Source organism: Citrobacter sp. MGH105, assembly GCF_001037485.2.
GTDB classification, from domain to species: domain Bacteria; phylum Pseudomonadota; class Gammaproteobacteria; order Enterobacterales; family Enterobacteriaceae; genus Citrobacter; species Citrobacter portucalensis.
This window is the reverse complement of sequence record NZ_CP073048.1, coordinates 471735-490347: the sequence shown is the minus strand read 5'-3', so window position 1 is coordinate 490347 and position 18613 is coordinate 471735. Positions and strand designations below refer to the sequence as shown.

At 50.5% G+C, this 18613-nt stretch carries 12 protein-coding genes, 3 tRNA genes and 4 rRNA genes; 8 read left to right on the top strand and 11 right to left on the bottom strand.

Annotation, left to right across the window (positions count from 1 at the left end; genetic code table 11):
* Positions 1-297 precede the first annotated feature (297 nt).
* From SK35_RS02370 to SK35_RS02340, 7 genes are all read left to right on the top strand, one after another.
* On the top strand, positions 298-1458 hold the full coding sequence (locus SK35_RS02370) for an efflux RND transporter periplasmic adaptor subunit (protein WP_032945162.1): 1161 nt from the start codon (positions 298-300) through the stop codon (positions 1456-1458).
* Positions 1459-1469: 11 nt separating this feature from the next.
* Positions 1470-4583 carry an efflux RND transporter permease subunit gene (locus tag SK35_RS02365; protein ID WP_048215435.1) on the top strand — a complete coding sequence of 1038 codons (3114 nt, stop codon included), beginning with the start codon at positions 1470-1472 and terminating at the stop codon, positions 4581-4583.
* A gap of 271 nt (positions 4584-4854) precedes the next feature.
* Positions 4855-5076 carry a lipoprotein gene (locus SK35_RS02360; RefSeq protein WP_003025292.1) on the top strand — a complete coding sequence of 74 codons (222 nt, stop codon included), beginning with the start codon at positions 4855-4857 and terminating at the stop codon, positions 5074-5076.
* Positions 5077-5536: 460 nt separating this feature from the next.
* Positions 5537-6562, top strand: coding sequence for an amino acid ABC transporter substrate-binding protein (locus tag SK35_RS02355; RefSeq protein ID WP_048215434.1), 1026 nt, complete (start codon positions 5537-5539; stop codon positions 6560-6562).
* 69 nt (positions 6563-6631) lie between these two features.
* Entirely contained in the window at positions 6632-7813 is a 1182-nt protein-coding gene (locus SK35_RS02350) for an amino acid ABC transporter permease (protein WP_048215433.1), read from the top strand.
* Positions 7814-7822: 9 nt separating this feature from the next.
* Positions 7823-8926, top strand: a complete 1104-nt coding sequence (locus tag SK35_RS02345) for an amino acid ABC transporter permease (protein ID WP_048215432.1) — start codon at positions 7823-7825, stop codon at positions 8924-8926.
* Positions 8927-8933: 7 nt separating this feature from the next.
* The gene (locus tag SK35_RS02340) at positions 8934-9692 is read left to right on the top strand and encodes an amino acid ABC transporter ATP-binding protein (protein ID WP_003025300.1); all 759 of its coding nucleotides are present in this window, start codon (positions 8934-8936) and stop codon (positions 9690-9692) included.
* 256 nt (positions 9693-9948) lie between these two features.
* On the opposite strand, the gene rrf (SK35_RS02335) is transcribed toward SK35_RS02340, so the two are convergent.
* From rrf (SK35_RS02335) to SK35_RS02305, 7 genes are all read right to left on the bottom strand, one after another.
* A 5S ribosomal RNA gene (gene rrf / locus SK35_RS02335) occupies positions 9949-10064 on the bottom strand.
* A gap of 38 nt (positions 10065-10102) precedes the next feature.
* Positions 10103-10178, bottom strand: a tRNA-Thr gene (locus tag SK35_RS02330).
* A gap of 14 nt (positions 10179-10192) precedes the next feature.
* Positions 10193-10308 (bottom strand): 5S ribosomal RNA (gene rrf / locus SK35_RS02325).
* A gap of 91 nt (positions 10309-10399) precedes the next feature.
* Positions 10400-13306, bottom strand: a 23S ribosomal RNA gene (locus tag SK35_RS02320).
* A gap of 209 nt (positions 13307-13515) precedes the next feature.
* Positions 13516-13591, bottom strand: a tRNA-Ala gene (locus tag SK35_RS02315).
* Between the two features lie 109 nt (positions 13592-13700).
* Positions 13701-13777: transfer RNA gene (locus SK35_RS02310), tRNA-Ile, on the bottom strand.
* A gap of 71 nt (positions 13778-13848) precedes the next feature.
* Positions 13849-15390: ribosomal RNA gene (locus SK35_RS02305) — 16S ribosomal RNA — on the bottom strand.
* The 16S, 23S and 5S rRNA genes sit together here with 3 tRNA genes alongside, the layout of an rRNA operon.
* A gap of 474 nt (positions 15391-15864) precedes the next feature.
* On the opposite strand from SK35_RS02305, the gene SK35_RS02300 reads away from it, so the two are divergent.
* Complete coding sequence (locus SK35_RS02300; RefSeq protein WP_048215431.1) at positions 15865-16419, top strand: gamma carbonic anhydrase family protein; 555 nt, start codon at positions 15865-15867, stop codon at positions 16417-16419.
* Here the strand turns inward: SK35_RS02300 and SK35_RS02295 are convergent.
* From SK35_RS02295 to SK35_RS02280, 4 genes are read right to left on the bottom strand one after another with little or no spacing between them, the layout of a single operon-like run.
* Positions 16395-16652, bottom strand: coding sequence for a DUF1488 domain-containing protein (locus SK35_RS02295; protein WP_008786281.1), 258 nt, complete (start codon positions 16650-16652; stop codon positions 16395-16397). The genes SK35_RS02300 and SK35_RS02295 overlap by 25 nt on opposite strands.
* On the bottom strand, positions 16649-17470 hold the full coding sequence (gene aroE, locus SK35_RS02290; protein ID WP_048215430.1) for a shikimate dehydrogenase: 822 nt from the start codon (positions 17468-17470) through the stop codon (positions 16649-16651). Before aroE ends, SK35_RS02295 begins: the two co-directional genes overlap by 4 nt.
* Position 17471: 1 nt before the next feature.
* The gene (gene tsaC / locus SK35_RS02285) at positions 17472-18044 is read right to left on the bottom strand and encodes an L-threonylcarbamoyladenylate synthase type 1 TsaC (RefSeq protein ID WP_048215429.1); all 573 of its coding nucleotides are present in this window, start codon (positions 18042-18044) and stop codon (positions 17472-17474) included.
* Between the two features lie 4 nt (positions 18045-18048).
* Entirely contained in the window at positions 18049-18591 is a 543-nt protein-coding gene (locus SK35_RS02280; protein ID WP_008786284.1) for a DNA topoisomerase family protein, read from the bottom strand.
* Positions 18592-18613 lie beyond the last annotated feature (22 nt).

Here is an 18613-nt window from a genome sequence, read left to right as displayed (position 1 = left end):
GGACATTACACACGAATAGATAAAACAAATAACAAAAACAAATATATTCACCATTCAGATGATCATTTCAAAATGTATTTATCAGCATCATGGTGTTGCTATAAATATCACAATGAAACGGTAGCTGATTAATCTTTTTTTGCTTTTATGTGCCGTGAACCCCGCCCATAAATAAGTATTGCTTACATCGCAAGCTAATAATTTGTAGGATAGCCAACTATTATTTTTTCTTGTGCGCGTTATCACCCCTATTGTTACTCGGTTAATAACGAGCGTTCGGTTTTTTAAGGAATAGAAATGACGAAAAATGCCAGGTTTTCACTCCTGCCCTCATTCATCATCATCTCCGCTGCATTACTCGCCGGTTGTAACGATCAGGGAGAAACACAAGCACATCCCGCAGAGCCGCAGGTGACTGTCCATGTCGTCGAAAAGGCCCCTTTAGCCGTGACGACCGAATTACCCGGACGCACCACAGCATTTCGTATTGCAGAAGTCCGTCCTCAGGTTAGTGGAATTGTACTTAAACGGAATTTCACTGAGGGAAGCGATATTGAAGCCGGGCAGTCACTTTATCAGATCGATCCCGCGACTTATCAGGCTGACTATGACAGCGCCAAAGGTGAACTGGCGAAGAGTGAAGCGGCGGCTGCAATCGCGCATTTAACGGTGAAACGCTATGTGCCGTTGGTTGGCACCAAGTACATCAGCCAGCAAGAGTACGATCAGGCAATTGCTGATGCTCGTCAGGCCGATGCCTCCGTGATCGCAGCAAAAGCGGCGGTCGAAAGCGCGCGTATCAATCTGGCCTACACCAAAGTGACATCGCCAATTAGCGGACGCATCGGTAAATCCAACGTCACCGAAGGTGCATTAGTCACGAATGGCCAGGCTACAGAGCTTGCTACCGTTCAACAGCTCGATCCCATTTACGTCGACGTGACACAGTCCAGTAACGACTTTATGCGCCTCAAACAGTCCGTTGAACAAGGGAGTCTGCATAAAGACAGCGCCAGCAGTACTGTCGAACTGGTGATGGAAAATGGTCAGTCATACCCGCTAAAAGGCTCTTTGCAGTTTTCTGATGTGACGGTTGATGAAAGCACCGGCTCAATCACCCTCAGAGCCGTATTCCCTAACCCACAGCACACGCTGTTGCCGGGCATGTTTGTGCGCGCACGCATTGATGAAGGCGTCCAGCCGAATGCCATTCTCGTTCCGCAGCAGGGGGTAACGCGTACTCCTCGCGGTGATGCCACCGTAATGGTCGTTAACGACAAGAGTCAGGTTGAGTCTCGCGCAGTCGTTGCCGCACAAGCTATTGGTGACAAGTGGCTCATCAGCGAAGGCCTGCAACCGGGTGACAAAGTTATCGTGAGCGGCTTACAGAAAGCACGTCCAGGCGTTCAGGTTAAAGCAACCGCCGATACCGAAACCCCTGCCACGAAAGCCCAATAAGGTAACCGGACATGGCTAACTTTTTTATCAGGCGTCCTATCTTTGCCTGGGTATTGGCTATCATTCTGATGATGGCGGGTGCTCTGGCAATCATGCAACTGCCCGTGGCACAGTACCCGACCATTGCGCCTCCTGCGGTCGCCATTTCTGCCACCTACCCTGGTGCAGATGCACAGACGGTTCAGGATACAGTCACACAGGTTATCGAACAGAATATGAATGGTATCGATAACCTGATGTATATGTCCTCCACCAGCGACTCGGCCGGGAGTGTGACTATTACACTGACTTTCCAGTCCGGTACCGATCCCGATATCGCGCAAGTGCAGGTGCAAAATAAACTGCAGCTCGCCACTCCGTTACTGCCGCAAGAAGTTCAGCAGCAAGGGATCAGCGTTGAGAAATCCAGCAGCAGCTTTTTGATGGTTGCGGGTTTTGTTTCTGACAACCCACAAACCACACAGGATGACATTTCCGACTACGTCGCTTCGAACGTTAAAGACTCAATCAGCCGTCTGAATGGCGTGGGTGACGTGCAGCTGTTTGGTGCACAGTACGCCATGCGCATCTGGCTGGATGCAAACTTATTGAACAAATATCAGCTCACGCCGGTTGATGTGATCAATCAGTTGAAGGTACAGAACGATCAGATTGCCGCAGGTCAGTTAGGGGGTACGCCTGCATTACCTAACCAGCAGCTGAACGCCTCTATCATTGCGCAAACGCGACTGAAAGACCCTGAAGAGTTCGGCAAAGTGACGTTACGCGTGAACAGCGATGGCTCGGTTGTTCACCTGAAAGACGTCGCGCGTATCGAGTTAGGCGGGGAAAACTACAACGTCGTGGCGCGTATTAACGGTAAGCCTGCATCCGGCCTTGGGATCAAGCTGGCAACCGGGGCAAACGCGCTGGATACTGCTAACGCGATTAAAGCCAAGCTGGTTGAACTGCAGCCATTCTTCCCACAGGGAATGAAGGTGGTCTACCCGTACGACACGACGCCGTTTGTGACCATCTCCATTCATGAAGTGGTAAAAACGTTGTTTGAAGCGATCGTGCTGGTGTTCCTGGTCATGTATTTGTTCCTGCAAAACATCCGGGCAACGCTCATTCCAACCATCGCCGTACCTGTCGTATTGTTGGGCACATTTGCCGTGCTTGCTGCGTTTGGCTACTCAATAAACACCCTGACGATGTTCGGCATGGTACTCGCCATCGGTCTATTGGTCGATGATGCGATAGTGGTGGTGGAAAACGTAGAACGCGTGATGATGGAGGATCATCTGCCGCCCAAAGAGGCGACGGAAAAATCCATGTCACAAATACAGGGAGCACTGGTTGGTATTGCCATGGTGCTGTCTGCGGTATTTATCCCGATGGCCTTCTTTGGCGGTTCAACCGGGGCTATCTATCGGCAATTTTCCATCACCATCGTTTCCGCCATGGCGCTTTCAGTACTGGTCGCGCTGATCCTGACTCCCGCACTTTGTGCAACGTTGCTGAAGCCCTTATCAGCTGAACATCACGAGAAAAGAAGCGGTTTCTTTGGCTGGTTCAATGCCAAATTCGATCACAGCGTCAATCACTACACCAATAGCGTCAGCGGTATTGTGCGTAAAACTGGGCGTTACCTGGTCGTCTACCTGATAATCGTCATCGGGATGGCTGTGCTGTTTATGCGCCTGCCAACCTCCTTCCTGCCAGAGGAAGATCAGGGCGTCTTCCTGACGATGATTCAACTTCCTGCAGGCGCCACGCAAGAACGCACCCAGAAGGTGCTTGATCAGGTCACCCACTACTACCTGAACAATGAAAAAGCCAACGTTGAAAGCGTCTTTACGGTTAACGGCTTTAGCTTCAGCGGCCAGGGGCAAAACTCAGGGATGGCGTTCGTCAGCCTCAAGCCCTGGGAAGAACGTAGCGGTAACGAAAATAACGTTGAATCAATTATCGCCCGCGCTACCCGAGCGTTTAGTCAGATTCGTGATGGTCTGGTGTTCCCTTTCAACATGCCAGCCATCGTTGAACTGGGTACCGCAACGGGCTTCGACTTCGAGCTGATTGACCAGGGCGGGTTGGGGCATGCTGCGCTAACCCAGGCACGTAACCAACTGCTGGGCATGGTTGCCAAACACCCTGACCTGCTGGTTCGTGTGCGTCCAAACGGGCTCGAGGATACCGCACAGTTCAAGCTGGATGTCGATCAGGAAAAAGCTCAGGCCCTTGGCGTCTCGCTGTCTGATATCAACGAAACTATCTCAGCTGCGCTAGGCGGCTATTACGTCAATGACTTCATTGACCGTGGCCGCGTGAAAAAAGTGTACGTACAGGCCGATGCCAAATTCCGTATGTTGCCGGAAGACATCAATAATCTGTATGTTCGTAGCGCCAATGGCGAAATGGTTCCGTTCTCCACGTTCAGTTCCGCACACTGGATCTACGGCTCACCGCGCCTGGAGCGCTATAACGGTATGCCTTCTATGGAACTGCTGGGAGAAGCTGCGCCTGGCAGAAGTACCGGTGAAGCAATGGCGCTAATGGAAAGCCTGGCGGAAAAACTGCCAAACGGTATTGGTCATGACTGGACGGGGATGTCCTATCAGGAACGACTGTCGGGTAACCAGGCTCCTGCGCTGTATGCCATCTCGCTAATCGTTGTTTTCCTTTGCCTTGCCGCATTGTATGAAAGCTGGTCTATTCCTTTCTCGGTGATGCTGGTTGTACCGCTCGGTGTTGTGGGCGCATTGTTAGCAGCATCACTGCGTGGGATGAATAACGATGTGTATTTCCAGGTTGGCTTACTAACCACAATCGGCCTCTCGGCTAAGAACGCCATCCTGATCGTCGAGTTTGCCAAAGACCTGATGGATAAAGAAGGCAAGGGGTTGATTGAAGCGACGCTGGAGGCATCGCGCATGCGTCTTCGTCCTATCCTGATGACATCCCTGGCCTTTATTCTGGGGGTTATGCCTCTGGTTATCAGTCACGGTGCAGGTAGTGGTGCGCAGAATGCGGTCGGTACAGGTGTTATGGGAGGAATGCTGACCGCAACATTGTTGGCTATCTTCTTCGTCCCCGTCTTCTTTGTTGTCGTAAGACGGCGTTTTAGTCGGCACAACGATTAATTTGTAAAATAAAGGCGTCTACGGACGCCTTTTTCACCCATGTTACGCCTCTTTATTTATTAATAAGATAGCCATTTATTTCATTTAAAGCATTCCTTTAAACGCGCCCGCGACCTTTCTTTTTATCCATTATTTTTACAATCCACATGAATTGAGATTATTCCTCATGTCAGTCCTTTTTTAAGAAGTGGTAAAATAATCGCCGAGTTCGCAGATGGCTTAGCGTTTGTCTTTGCTCTATTAGCGAAACGCTTATTTTTGAGGTAACACCATGAAAAGATTAATATCCGTTGCACTGCTTACCGCATTCCTGGCTGGCTGTGCACACGATTCTCCTTGCGTACCTGTATACGACGATCAGGGACGCCTGGTTCATACCAATACCTGTATGAAAGGCACCACCCAGGATAACTGGGAAACAGCCGGGGCCATCGCCGGTGGTGCTGCAGCCGTTGCCGGACTGACGCTTGGGATTGTCGCCCTGACCAAATAAATCATCTTAAAAGCGCGGTTATTACCGCGCTTTTAGCAATAAGCATAAAATCTGCATATAAGACAAAACGTTGCTTAATAGAACCTGACATGTAATAAAATTATTATAGATTTCACTCACACATCCGCGATTTGAAATTAGCATTTTTTCTGTTTTTCGTAACACCACATTTTCTTTTCATTATTCTCACGCCATTAATATTAACGCCAGAAATCGTTATCACGCGTCCTGTCTGATTTTTAAATTTTTTGCGCCGAAATGTGGCTTACGTTTCAATTTTGCACCACTTCAGGGCGCTGCATTTATTTTTTCCTGTCTACACTCTGCATATTGCGTCGAATAATCAGGCGCAAAAAACTGGCACTACCTTTGCTTAAAAGAGTATGGCCAAAGCCACAGACAGGTAAAAGACGTTTTCAGAACGTTTCCATAACAATAATTCCTCCACACAGGATGCTCTATGAAAAAGATGATAATCGCCAGCCTGGCTGCGGCCGGTGTGCTGCTTGCTGTTGAAAATCAGGCACATGCCGGCGCAACACTTGATGCCGTAAAGAAAAAAGGGTTTGTGCAATGTGGGATCAGCGACGGCTTGCCTGGCTTTTCTTACGCCGATGCAAGCGGCAAGTTCTCGGGTATTGATGTTGATGTATGTCGTGGCGTTGCCTCCGCCGTATTTGGCGATGATAGCAAAGTAAAATATACCCCGCTCACCGCCAAGGAACGCTTTACCGCATTACAGTCTGGTGAAGTCGACATGCTCTCTCGTAATACCACGTGGACCTCTTCTCGTGATGCCGGTATGGGCATGTCCTTCACTGGTGTAACGTATTACGACGGCATTGGTTTTCTTACCCACAATAAAGCAGGCCTGAAGAGCGCTAAAGAGCTGGATGGTGCAACGGTCTGTATTCAGGCGGGAACCGATACCGAACTAAACGTGGCCGACTACTTTAAAGCCAACAAGATGAAGTACACCCCCGTCACCTTTGACCGTTCGGATGAATCAGCCAAAGCTCTGGAATCTGGACGTTGCGATACGCTGGCTTCCGACCAGTCTCAGCTGTATGCCCTACGCATCAAGCTGAGCAATCCTGCGGAATGGATCGTCCTGCCAGAAGTTATTTCTAAAGAACCTCTGGGACCTGTCGTACGTCGTGGGGACGATGAGTGGTTCTCCATTGTTCGCTGGACGCTGTTCGCCATGCTAAATGCGGAAGAAATGGGTGTTAACTCGAAAAACGTCGATGAAAAAGCGGCTAATCCAGCAACACCGGATATGGCACACCTGTTGGGTAAAGAAGGGGATTATGGCAAGGATCTGAAGCTTGATAACAAATGGGCCTACAACATTATCAAGCAAGTTGGTAACTATTCGGAGATCTTTGAACGTAACGTTGGATCGGAAAGTCCGCTGAAGATCAAACGTGGACAGAACAACCTCTGGAATAACGGTGGCATTCAGTATGCGCCACCGGTGCGCTAATGCGTAGTGATGTAACGGGCGCCGCAACTGCGGCGCTCAGCCCAGAGTCATAGTTACTGAGGTTTTCTTATGTTCCATCGCCGCTCAACCGTAAAAGGATCGTTATCCTTTTCTAACCCTGCGGTCCGCGCCTGGTTATTTCAAATACTCGCCGTCATTGCGGTTATCAGCATTGCGGTCTATCTCATTCATAACACGATAAATAACCTGAACAATAGCGGTATTACCTCGGGGTTTTCTTTTCTCGATCGCAGCGCCGGATTTGGCATCGTCCAGCATCTGATCGATTACGAGCAAGGCGATACGTATGGTCGTGTCTTTGTGGTCGGCCTGCTCAATACGCTGTTAGTTTCAGCACTGTGCATTGTTTTCGCATCAATTCTCGGTTTCTTTCTCGGGCTGGCACGCCTGTCAGATAACTGGTTATTGCGAAAGCTCTCGACGATCTACATCGAAACGTTCCGCAATATACCGCCGCTGCTGCAGATCTTCTTCTGGTATTTCGCCGTATTACGTAATCTGCCCGGCCCACGCCAGGCCGTTAACGCGCTGGATTTGATGTTCCTGAGTAACCGGGGGCTCTATATTCCGTCCCCGCAAATGGGAGAAGGTTTTTTTGCCTTTTGCACCGCTGTCGTTATCGCTATCGTCGTCACCATCGGATTATTTCGCTTCAACAGAATGCATCAGACCAAAACCGGTCAGCTACGTCGGACCTGGCCCACAGCTCTGGCGTTGATCGTACTTTTACCGGTGATTTCACAGTGGATGTTTGGCGCTGCGCTTCACTGGGATATTCCCGAGCTCCGTGGTTTTAACTTCCGTGGCGGTATGGTGCTTATTCCTGAACTGGCGGCACTAACTCTGGCGCTTTCGGTATATACCTCGGCATTTATTGCAGAAATTATTCGGGCGGGCATTCAGGCCGTTCCTTACGGCCAACATGAAGCCGCACGCTCGCTGGGTCTGCCAAATCCGGTGACGCTACGCCAGGTAATCATCCCACAGGCGCTACGCGTCATCATTCCCCCACTGACCAGCCAGTACCTGAATATCGTCAAGAACTCTTCTCTTGCAGCCGCCATTGGCTACCCGGACATGGTTTCACTGTTTGCCGGCACGGTACTCAATCAAACAGGGCAAGCCATTGAAACGATCGCCATCACCATGTCGGTATACCTGATCATCAGTCTGAGTATTTCTTTGCTGATGAATATTTATAACCGCCGTATTGCACTGATTGAGCGCTAAGGAGCCATGATGACAAAAGCACTGCTGTCTCACCCCTCGCGCCAGCGCAGCAATCCGGCAAGCCGCTGTCTACTCTGGGTGCGTAAAAACCTGTTCTCCAGTTGGTCAAATAGCCTGCTCACCCTGCTATGCGTATGGCTGATTTGGTCATTTCTCCCGCCACTGTTGAACTGGGTATTCTTTCAGGCCAACTGGGTCGGTTCTACCCGGGCAGACTGTACCAAAGCCGGAGCCTGCTGGGTGTTCATCCATGAACGCTTCGGGCAATTCATGTATGGGCTTTATCCACACGATCAGCGTTGGCGTGTAAATCTGGCCCTGATAATTGGTCTGGTTTCTATTGTTCCGATGTTCTGGAAAACCATTCCCCACCGAGGCCGTTATATCGCCATCTGGGCAGTCATTTATCCGATTGTCGTCTGGTGGCTGATGTACGGTGGTTTTTTCGGGCTTGAACGCGTAGAAACCCGGCAGTGGGGTGGATTAACACTGACGCTTATTATTGCATCCGTGGGGATTGCAGGCGCGCTTCCATGGGGTATTTTACTGGCGTTGGGACGTCGTTCCCATATGCCAGTCGTGCGGGTTTTATCCGTCATTTTCATTGAGTTCTGGCGCGGTGTACCGTTGATTACCGTTCTGTTTATGTCCTCGGTCATGCTTCCTCTGTTTATGTCCGAAGGAACCAGTATCGACAAGCTTATCCGGGCGCTGGTCGGCGTTATTCTTTTCCAGTCGGCCTATGTCGCAGAAGTGGTTCGCGGAGGGTTACAGGCCCTACCGAAAGGTCAGTATGAGGCCGCTGAATCACTGGCGCTAGGGTACTGGAAAACTCAGGGGCTGGTCATTCTTCCGCAAGCCCTCAAGCTGGTTATCCCGGGTCTGGTTAACACGATTATCGCCCTGTTCAAGGATACCAGCCTGGTCATCATCATCGGTCTGTTTGATCTCTTCAGTAGCGTGCAGCAGGCAACTGTGGACCCCGCGTGGCTGGGTATGTCGACAGAAGGATATGTTTTCGCTGCACTGATTTACTGGATCTTCTGTTTCAGTATGTCGCGTTACAGCCAGCATCTGGAAAAACGTTTTAACACCGGGCGTACACCGCACTGAGGAATTTATGAGCCAATTATTAATGCCGTCTACCGACGCGATGATTACGCTGGAAAACGTCAACAAATGGTACGGACAGTTTCATGTCCTGAAAAACATCAACCTGAAGGTAAAACAGGGAGAGCGCATCGTATTATGCGGGCCTTCCGGTTCGGGTAAATCGACAACTATCCGCTGTATTAACCATCTGGAAGAACATCAGCAAGGACGCATAGTAGTGGATGGGATTGAGCTCAATGAAGACATCCGCAATATTGAGCGCGTCCGACAAGAAGTTGGCATGGTCTTTCAGCACTTTAATCTCTTTCCTCATTTAACTGTCTTGCAAAACTGCACGCTGGCACCTATCTGGGTGCAAAAGATGCCGAAAAAAGAGGCTGAAGTACTGGCAATGCACTACCTTGAGCGGGTCCGCATTGCCGAACATGCACATAAATATCCCGGGCAAATTTCTGGTGGACAACAACAGCGCGTAGCCATTGCACGCTCACTGTGTATGAAACCCAAAATCATGTTATTTGATGAACCCACATCAGCGTTGGATCCTGAAATGGTAAAAGAAGTGCTGGATACCATGATAGGTCTGGCGCAATCGGGCATGACCATGCTATGTGTAACCCATGAAATGGGCTTTGCCCGCACAGTAGCTGATCGGGTGATCTTTATGGATCTTGGCGAGATTGTGGAACAGGCACCACCGGATGAGTTTTTTGCTCACCCCAAATCGGAACGCACTCGCGCGTTTTTATCGCAGGTTATTCATTAAATATATATGCCGGATACAGTTCCGGTGGATTTCCGCGTATAAATGCAAAAAGGCCATCCTTTCGGATGGCCTTTTCACTTATTTGATGTCTGGCAGTTTATGGCGGGCGTCCTGCCCGCCACCCTCCGGGCCGTTGCTGCGCAACGTTCAAATCCGCTCCCGGCGGATTTGTCCTACTCAAGAGAGCGCTCGCCGACAAACAGCAGATAAAACAAAAGGCCCAGTCTTTCGATTGAGCCTTTCGCTTTTATTTGATGTCTGGCAGTTCCCTACTCTCGCATGGGGAGACCCCACACTACCATCGGCGCTACGGCGTTTCACTTCTGAGTTCGGCATGGGGTCAGGTGGGACCACCGCGCTACAGCCGCCAGACAAATTCTTTTCTAAGTGCCGAACTTTAACCGAAAAACTGGTGCTGATACCCAGAGTCGAACTGGGGACCTCACCCTTACCAAGGGTGCGCTCTACCAACTGAGCCATATCAGCACACTAAATTTGATGCCTGGCAGTTCCCTACTCTCGCATGGGGAGACCCCACACTACCATCGGCGCTACGGCGTTTCACTTCTGAGTTCGGCATGGGGTCAGGTGGGACCACCGCGCTACAGCCGCCAGGCAAATTCTGTTTATCAACACGCTTTTGCATGTCGATGTCATCTGTATCAGGCTGAAAATATCTCTCTTCGCCAAAACATCTTCGGCGTTGTAAGGTTAAGCCTCACGGTTCATTAGTATCGGTTAGCTCAATGTATCGCTACACTTACACACCCGACCTATCAACGTCGTCGTCTTCAACGTTCCTTCAGGACCCTTAAAGGGTCAGGGAGAACTCATCTCGGGGCAAGTTTCGTGCTTAGATGCTTTCAGCACTTATCTCTTCCGCATTTAGCTACCGGGCAATGCCATTGGCATGACAACCCGAACACCAGTGATGCGTCCACTCCGGTCCTCTCGTACTAGGAGCAGCCCCCCTCAATTCTCCAGCGCCCACGGCAGATAGGGACCGAACTGTCTCACGACGTTCTAAACCCAGCTCGCGTACCACTTTAAATGGCGAACAGCCATACCCTTGGGACCTACTTCAGCCCCAGGATGTGATGAGCCGACATCGAGGTGCCAAACACCGCCGTCGATATGAACTCTTGGGCGGTATCAGCCTGTTATCCCCGGAGTACCTTTTATCCGTTGAGCGATGGCCCTTCCATTCAGAACCACCGGATCACTAAGACCTGCTTTCGCACCTGCTCGAGCCGTCACTCTCGCAGTCAAGCTAGCTTATGCCTTTGCACTAACCTCCTGATGTCCGACCAGGATTAGCTAACCTTCGTGCTCCTCCGTTACTCTTTAGGAGGAGACCGCCCCAGTCAAACTACCCACCAGACACTGTCCGAAACCCGGATCACGGGTCTACGTTAGAACACCAGCCATTAAAGGGTGGTATTTCAAGGATGGCTCCATGCAGACTGGCGTCCACACTTCAAAGCCTCCCACCTATCCTACACATCAAGGACCAGTGTTCAGTGTCAAGCTATAGTAAAGGTTCACGGGGTCTTTCCGTCTTGCCGCGGGTACACTGCATCTTCACAGCGAGTTCAATTTCACTGAGTCTCGGGTGGAGACAGCCTGGCCATCATTACGCCATTCGTGCAGGTCGGAACTTACCCGACAAGGAATTTCGCTACCTTAGGACCGTTATAGTTACGGCCGCCGTTTACCGGGGCTTCGATCAAGAGCTTCTCCTTACGGATAACCCCATCAATTAACCTTCCGGCACCGGGCAGGCGTCACACCGTATACGTCCACTTTCGTGTTTGCACAGTGCTGTGTTTTTAATAAACAGTTGCAGCCAGCTGGTATCTTCGACTGATTTCAGCTCCATGAGTAAATCACTTCACCTACATATCAGCGTGCCTTCTCCCGAAGTTACGGCACCATTTTGCCTAGTTCCTTCACCCGAGTTCTCTCAAGCGCCTTGGTATTCTCTACCTGACCACCTGTGTCGGTTTGGGGTACGATTTCGTGTTACCTGATGCTTAGAGGCTTTTCCTGGAAGCAGGGCATTTGTTACTTCAGCACCGTAGTGCCTCGTCATCACACCTCAGCGTTAAAAGGTACCGGATTTACCTGGAACCTCCGCCTACATGCTTAAACCGGGACAACCGTCGCCCGGCTAACATAGCCTTCTCCGTCCCCCCTTCGCAGTAACACCAAGTACAGGAATATTAACCTGTTTCCCATCGACTACGCCTTTCGGCCTCGCCTTAGGGGTCGACTCACCCTGCCCCGATTAACGTTGGACAGGAACCCTTGGTCTTCCGGCGTGCGGGTTTTTCACCCGCATTATCGTTACTTATGTCAGCATTCGCACTTCTGATACCTCCAGCATACCTCACGATACACCTTCAACGGCTTACAGAACGCTCCCCTACCCAACAACACATAGTGTCGCTGCCGCAGCTTCGGTGCATGGTTTAGCCCCGTTACATCTTCCGCGCAGGCCGACTCGACCAGTGAGCTATTACGCTTTCTTTAAATGATGGCTGCTTCTAAGCCAACATCCTGGCTGTCTGTGCCTTCCCACATCGTTTCCCACTTAACCATGACTTTGGGACCTTAGCTGGCGGTCTGGGTTGTTTCCCTCTTCACGACGGACGTTAGCACCCGCCGTGTGTCTCCCGTGATAACATTCTTCGGTATTCGCAGTTTGCATCGGGTTGGTAAGTCGGGATGACCCCCTAGCCGAAACAGTGCTCTACCCCCGAAGATGAATTCACGAGGCGCTACCTAAATAGCTTTCGGGGAGAACCAGCTATCTCCCGGTTTGATTGGCCTTTCACCCCCAGCCACAAGTCATCCGCTAATTTTTCAACATTAGTCGGTTCGGTCCTCCAGTTAGTGTTACCCAACCTTCAACCTGCCCATGGCTAGATCACCGGGTTTCGGGTCTATACCCTGCAACTTAACGCCCAGTTAAGACTCGGTTTCCCTTCGGCTCCCCTATTCGGTTAACCTTGCTACAGAATATAAGTCGCTGACCCATTATACAAAAGGTACGCAGTCACACCCCAAAGGGTGCTCCCACTGCTTGTACGTACACGGTTTCAGGTTCTTTTTCACTCCCCTCGCCGGGGTTCTTTTCGCCTTTCCCTCACGGTACTGGTTCACTATCGGTCAGTCAGGAGTATTTAGCCTTGGAGGATGGTCCCCCCATATTCAGACAGGATACCACGTGTCCCGCCCTACTCTTCGAGTTCACAACACATGCACTTTTGTGTACGGGACTTTCACCCTGTATCGTGCGACTTTCCAGACGCTTCCACTAACACACATGCTGATTCAGACTCTGGGCTGCTCCCCGTTCGCTCGCCGCTACTGGGGGAATCTCGGTTGATTTCTTTTCCTCGGGGTACTTAGATGTTTCAGTTCCCCCGGTTCGCTTCATTACGCTATGTATTCACATAATGATAGTGTGTCAAAACACACTGGGTTTCCCCATTCGGAAATCGCCGGTTATAACGGTTCATATCACCTTACCGACGCTTATCGCAGATTAGCACGTCCTTCATCGCCTCTGACTGCCAGGGCATCCACCGTGTACGCTTAGTCGCTTAACCTCACAACCCGAAGATGTTTCTTTCGATTCATCATCGACTTGCAAAAATTTGAGAGACTCGAACACACCATTTTCCATTTCTTATTACGGAGAAATGAAACAGTGTGTCGTTTCAATTTTCAGCTTGATCCAGATTTTTAAAGAGCAAAACTTCGCAGTGAACCTTTTCAGGTACACTCTGAAGTTTTCTTGTGTTTTTGCAGTAAGAGATGGTGGAGCTATGCGGGATCGAACCGCAGACCTCCTGCGTGCAAGGCAGGCGCTCTCCCAGCTGAGCTATAACCCCATCGTAGAATGCTAATCTCTGTACCCTAATTCGTTTCCGGGCAAGGCGCGGTGGTGCGAAGCATACTGAAGTATGCGAGCATCGCCGTAACACAGCACGGAGGCGAATTTGGTAGGCCTGAGTGGACTTGAACCACCGACCTCACCCTTATCAGGGGTGCGCTCTAACCACCTGAGCTACAAGCCTGCAGAGATTTTCTTACTGCTAATTTTCATCAGACAATCTGTGTGAGCACTACAAAGAACGTTTCTTTAAGGTAAGGAGGTGATCCAACCGCAGGTTCCCCTACGGTTACCTTGTTACGACTTCACCCCAGTCATGAATCACAAAGTGGTAAGCGCCCTCCCGAAGGTTAAGCTACCTACTTCTTTTGCAACCCACTCCCATGGTGTGACGGGCGGTGTGTACAAGGCCCGGGAACGTATTCACCGTGGCATTCTGATCCACGATTACTAGCGATTCCGACTTCATGGAGTCGAGTTGCAGACTCCAATCCGGACTACGACATACTTTATGAGGTCCGCTTGCTCTCGCGAGGTCGCTTCTCTTTGTATATGCCATTGTAGCACGTGTGTAGCCCTACTCGTAAGGGCCATGATGACTTGACGTCATCCCCACCTTCCTCCAGTTTATCACTGGCAGTCTCCTTTGAGTTCCCGGCCGAACCGCTGGCAACAAAGGATAAGGGTTGCGCTCGTTGCGGGACTTAACCCAACATTTCACAACACGAGCTGACGACAGCCATGCAGCACCTGTCTCAGAGTTCCCGAAGGCACCAAAGCATCTCTGCTAAGTTCTCTGGATGTCAAGAGTAGGTAAGGTTCTTCGCGTTGCATCGAATTAAACCACATGCTCCACCGCTTGTGCGGGCCCCCGTCAATTCATTTGAGTTTTAACCTTGCGGCCGTACTCCCCAGGCGGTCGACTTAACGCGTTAGCTCCGGAAGCCACGCCTCAAGGGCACAACCTCCAAGTCGACATCGTTTACGGCGTGGACTACCAGGGTATCTAATCCTGTTTGCTCCCCACGCTTTCGCACCTGAGCGTCAGTCTTTGTCCAGGGGGCCGCCTTCGCCACCGGTATTCCTCCAGATCTCTACGCATTTCACCGCTACACCTGGAATTCTACCCCCCTCTACAAGACTCTAGCCTGCCAGTTTCGGATGCAGTTCCCAGGTTGAGCCCGGGGATTTCACATCCGACTTGACAGACCGCCTGCGTGCGCTTTACGCCCAGTAATTCCGATTAACGCTTGCACCCTCCGTATTACCGCGGCTGCTGGCACGGAGTTAGCCGGTGCTTCTTCTGCGAGTAACGTCAATTGCTGCGGTTATTAACCACAACACCTTCCTCCTCGCTGAAAGTACTTTACAACCCGAAGGCCTTCTTCATACACGCGGCATGGCTGCATCAGGCTTGCGCCCATTGTGCAATATTCCCCACTGCTGCCTCCCGTAGGAGTCTGGACCGTGTCTCAGTTCCAGTGTGGCTGGTCATCCTCTCAGACCAGCTAGGGATCGTCGCCTAGGTGAGCCGTTACCCCACCTACTAGCTAATCCCATCTGGGCACATCCAATGGCAAGAGGCCCGAAGGTCCCCCTCTTTGGTCTTGCGACGTTATGCGGTATTAGCTACCGTTTCCAGTAGTTATCCCCCTCCATCGGGCAGTTTCCCAGACATTACTCACCCGTCCGCCACTCGTCACCCAAGGAGCAAGCTCCTCTGTGCTACCGTTCGACTTGCATGTGTTAGGCCTGCCGCCAGCGTTCAATCTGAGCCATGATCAAACTCTTCAATTTAAAAGTTTGATGCTCAATGAATTAAACTTCGTAATGAATTACGTGTTCACTCGTTGAGACTTGGTATTCATTTTTCGTCTTGCGACGTTAAGAATCCGTATCTTCGAGTGCCCACACAGATTGTCTGATAAATTGTTAAAGAGCAGTTGCGACGCGCTTTAGCGCTCTGTCGCGAGGTGGCGTATATTACGCTTTCCTCTTTCAGAGTCAACCCTCATTTTCAGGTTTTTCTCTTCAACCGAACCGGCTGTTTGCGTGAAGTGATTCACATCCGCCGTGTCGATGGAGGCGCATTATAGGGATCCCATTTTTTAGCACAAGTATTTTTTGGATCTTTTTTTCTGAATGCTTGTTTTTCACTCCTTTCGCTACATTCCTGCGCAATTTGGCTGATTTTTGATAGCTAAACCACTTGCACAGTCTCAATAATCCAACCAAAGTCTTCATTACTGCTCTATTTTCGTTGAGGTAAACATGTCTGATGTACTGCGTCCTTATAAGGATCTTTTCCCACAGATCGGAAATCGCGTAATGATCGACACCAGCAGTGTCGTCATTGGTGATGCCCGTTTGGCTGATGATGTCGGAATTTGGCCACTGGTTGCCATTCGTGGCGACGTTAACTATGTACAAATTGGTGCCCGTACAAACATTCAGGACGGCAGCGTTCTCCATGTCACACATAAATCCACGTCTAATCCGCAGGGTAATCCATTGATCGTGGGTGAGGATGTAACGGTCGGTCACAAGGTCATGCTACACGGCTGCATCATTGGCAACCGAGTATTAGTCGGCATGGGTTCGATTCTGCTGGATGGCGTGGTAGTAGAAGACGACGTTATGATTGGGGCTGGGAGCCTGGTTCCCCAAAACAAACGCCTGGAAAGCGGGTATCTGTACCTGGGAAGCCCGGTTAAACAAATCCGTCCATTAAGCGATGAAGAGAAAGCAGGCTTACAATATTCAGCTAACAACTATGTTAAGTGGAAAGATGAATATTTAAGTCAGAGTAACCAAACCCAACCTTGAGCATCTTCCTGCTGGGCCTGGATCAATCCTTCAGCTTCTTCTTCCAGATCCCAGCGATGCTGTTGAAAGATTTCCAACCACTGTTCAGGCGTGTCGCCGCCAAAGCGGGACGCCAGCATCTCTCCAGAGATGGCACATGTTAACTGCATACCATGAACCATCGCCGGAAACACAACGGCGTTGACATCCGTGCGCCATTCTTCTCGATCGGGAAACTGGATCGCCTGATTCATGCCGACAATTCCTGCTGCATGCTTTTAATGACGGGTTCAATCTGCGGCAAAACCCCATGCCAGAGTAAAACGGCGTGCGCTGCTTGCCCCACCAGCATACCCAGGCCATCAGCATATTGTTTCGCCCCATGTTCGGCACACCAGGAGAGGAACGGTGTATCTCCTTTCTGATAAAACATGTCATAACAATAGACAGATGGGTGAATAAGAGATGTCGGAATAGCCGGTATCTCACCGCTAATTCCGCTGGATGTCGCGTTAATAATTAGATCAAAACTGTAATTATCAAGCTCGTCCATTCCTACCGCCTGTACGCTGCCGGTATGGGAGAAGATTTGTGCCAGTTCTTCAGCGCGCGAAGCGGTACGGTTAACAATAGTCACCGCACAATCCATAGAAAGAAGAGGTAATAAAACTCCACGGGATGCACCACCCGCACCAATCAACAGAACTCGCGATCCGGGACGAATAAAAGATAAACGCTCAAGATCGCTCAACAAGCCGATACCATCCGTGTTGTCTCCCAGTAAACGTCCATCCTCCAGCCGTTTAAGGGTATTGACGGCTCCAGCAAGCGATGCCCGCTCCGTTAGTTCATCGGCACGTGCAAATGCCTCTTCTTTAAAAGGCACGGTGACATTTGCCCCCTTCCCGCCCTCAGCAAAAAAAGCGTTCAGCGTATTCACAAAATCATTGATAGGCGCCAGTACACGCCCATAGGAGTGATCAATCTTCAGCTGCTCTGCAAATTGCTGATGAATAAAGGGCGATTTACTGTGCGCTATCGGATTACCAAAAACAGCATAGGCTTCTTTCATATTACCCCTGTCGAAACTGTTCACCTGTCAGAGCATCACGGATCTCCGAAGGATTCAAACGCCCCCCGGTCTCCCCTTCAACCACGGGAAAGTCTGTACCGAACTGTGCGCGAACTTCATCTACCGTTCTGCAAGGCGGTAAGCCACTCAAATTAGCACTGGTAGAAACTAACGGTTTGCCATAAGCCTGGCACAACGCAACCACCAGCGGGTGATCGGTGACGCGAACAGCCAGAGAATCAAAGCGCCCGGTCAACCAGCGTGGCGTTGTCGCAAGCGCTGGGAAAACGAAGGTAACAGGACCAGGCCAACGGGCGAAAACAGCGTCACGTTGAGCATCGGTGAGCATGCTATCGTCGATATATGGTTTAAGTTGTTCAAAGTTTGACGCGATTAAAATTAACCCTTTATCGACCGGACGTTGTTTTAGCGCCAACAAACGGGTTACAGCCGTTTCGCTATCGGGGTCGCAGCCGACACCAAATACAGCTTCAGTTGGATAGGCGATGACTTTTTCTTGTTTCAGAACCGCTATCGCCGCAGCGATAGCGTCTGTGGGCAGGCTATTATTCACTTTTTTATTCCGCCGAAATCGGCTTTCCACATTGTTTACTGGCACAGAAATGCTTCACACCCTGCGCGGTTTTCTTTTCGATGAGAAGCGGATAATGACACTCAGGACATTCTCCGGCTAACGGTTTGAAGTTAATGACAAACTGGCACTCCGGATAGCGATCGCAGGAGTAAAAGGTTTTGCCATAACGGGAACGCCGCTGGACAAGATGACCAGTCTGGCATTGAGGACAGACTATTGCTGTTTCATCAGGCTTGTCGATGAGCTCGGTGTGATCGCACGCAGGATAGTCACTGCATCCAATAAACATACCGAATCGTCCCTGTCTCAGCACCAGCTCAGCGCCACATGCAGGACAAAGCTTACCCTCCAGAACTTTGACTACATGTCCGTCCGCGGAAGATTTCAGCGGACGGATGTAATCGCATTCTGGATAGTGTGAACAACCGAGAAACGGACCGTGTTTCCCGGAACGAATAACCAGTTCAGCCCCGCATTGTGGGCAGGGCTCGTTTTTACGCACCGTGAACAGTGCTGATTTAGCCATAACAACTCATACTGAATGAAGA

Excerpts from the sequence above, each read along its gene's own strand:
- SK35_RS02300 (WP_048215431.1), top strand. The coding sequence starts at position 15,865 with ATGTCTGATGTACTGCGTCCTTATAAGGATCTTTTCCCACAGATCGGA.
- SK35_RS02345 (WP_048215432.1), top strand. The coding sequence starts at position 7,823 with ATGACAAAAGCACTGCTGTCTCACCCCTCGCGCCAGCGCAGCAATCCG.
- SK35_RS02365 (WP_048215435.1), top strand. The coding sequence starts at position 1,470 with ATGGCTAACTTTTTTATCAGGCGTCCTATCTTTGCCTGGGTATTGGCT.
- SK35_RS02360 (WP_003025292.1), top strand. The coding sequence starts at position 4,855 with ATGAAAAGATTAATATCCGTTGCACTGCTTACCGCATTCCTGGCTGGC.
- aroE (WP_048215430.1), bottom strand. The coding sequence starts at position 17,470 with ATGAAAGAAGCCTATGCTGTTTTTGGTAATCCGATAGCGCACAGTAAA.
- SK35_RS02280 (WP_008786284.1), bottom strand. The coding sequence starts at position 18,591 with ATGGCTAAATCAGCACTGTTCACGGTGCGTAAAAACGAGCCCTGCCCA.
- SK35_RS02370 (WP_032945162.1), top strand. The coding sequence starts at position 298 with ATGACGAAAAATGCCAGGTTTTCACTCCTGCCCTCATTCATCATCATC.
- SK35_RS02295 (WP_008786281.1), bottom strand. The coding sequence starts at position 16,652 with ATGAATCAGGCGATCCAGTTTCCCGATCGAGAAGAATGGCGCACGGAT.
- SK35_RS02355 (WP_048215434.1), top strand. The coding sequence starts at position 5,537 with ATGAAAAAGATGATAATCGCCAGCCTGGCTGCGGCCGGTGTGCTGCTT.
- SK35_RS02340 (WP_003025300.1), top strand. The coding sequence starts at position 8,934 with ATGAGCCAATTATTAATGCCGTCTACCGACGCGATGATTACGCTGGAA.
- SK35_RS02350 (WP_048215433.1), top strand. The coding sequence starts at position 6,632 with ATGTTCCATCGCCGCTCAACCGTAAAAGGATCGTTATCCTTTTCTAAC.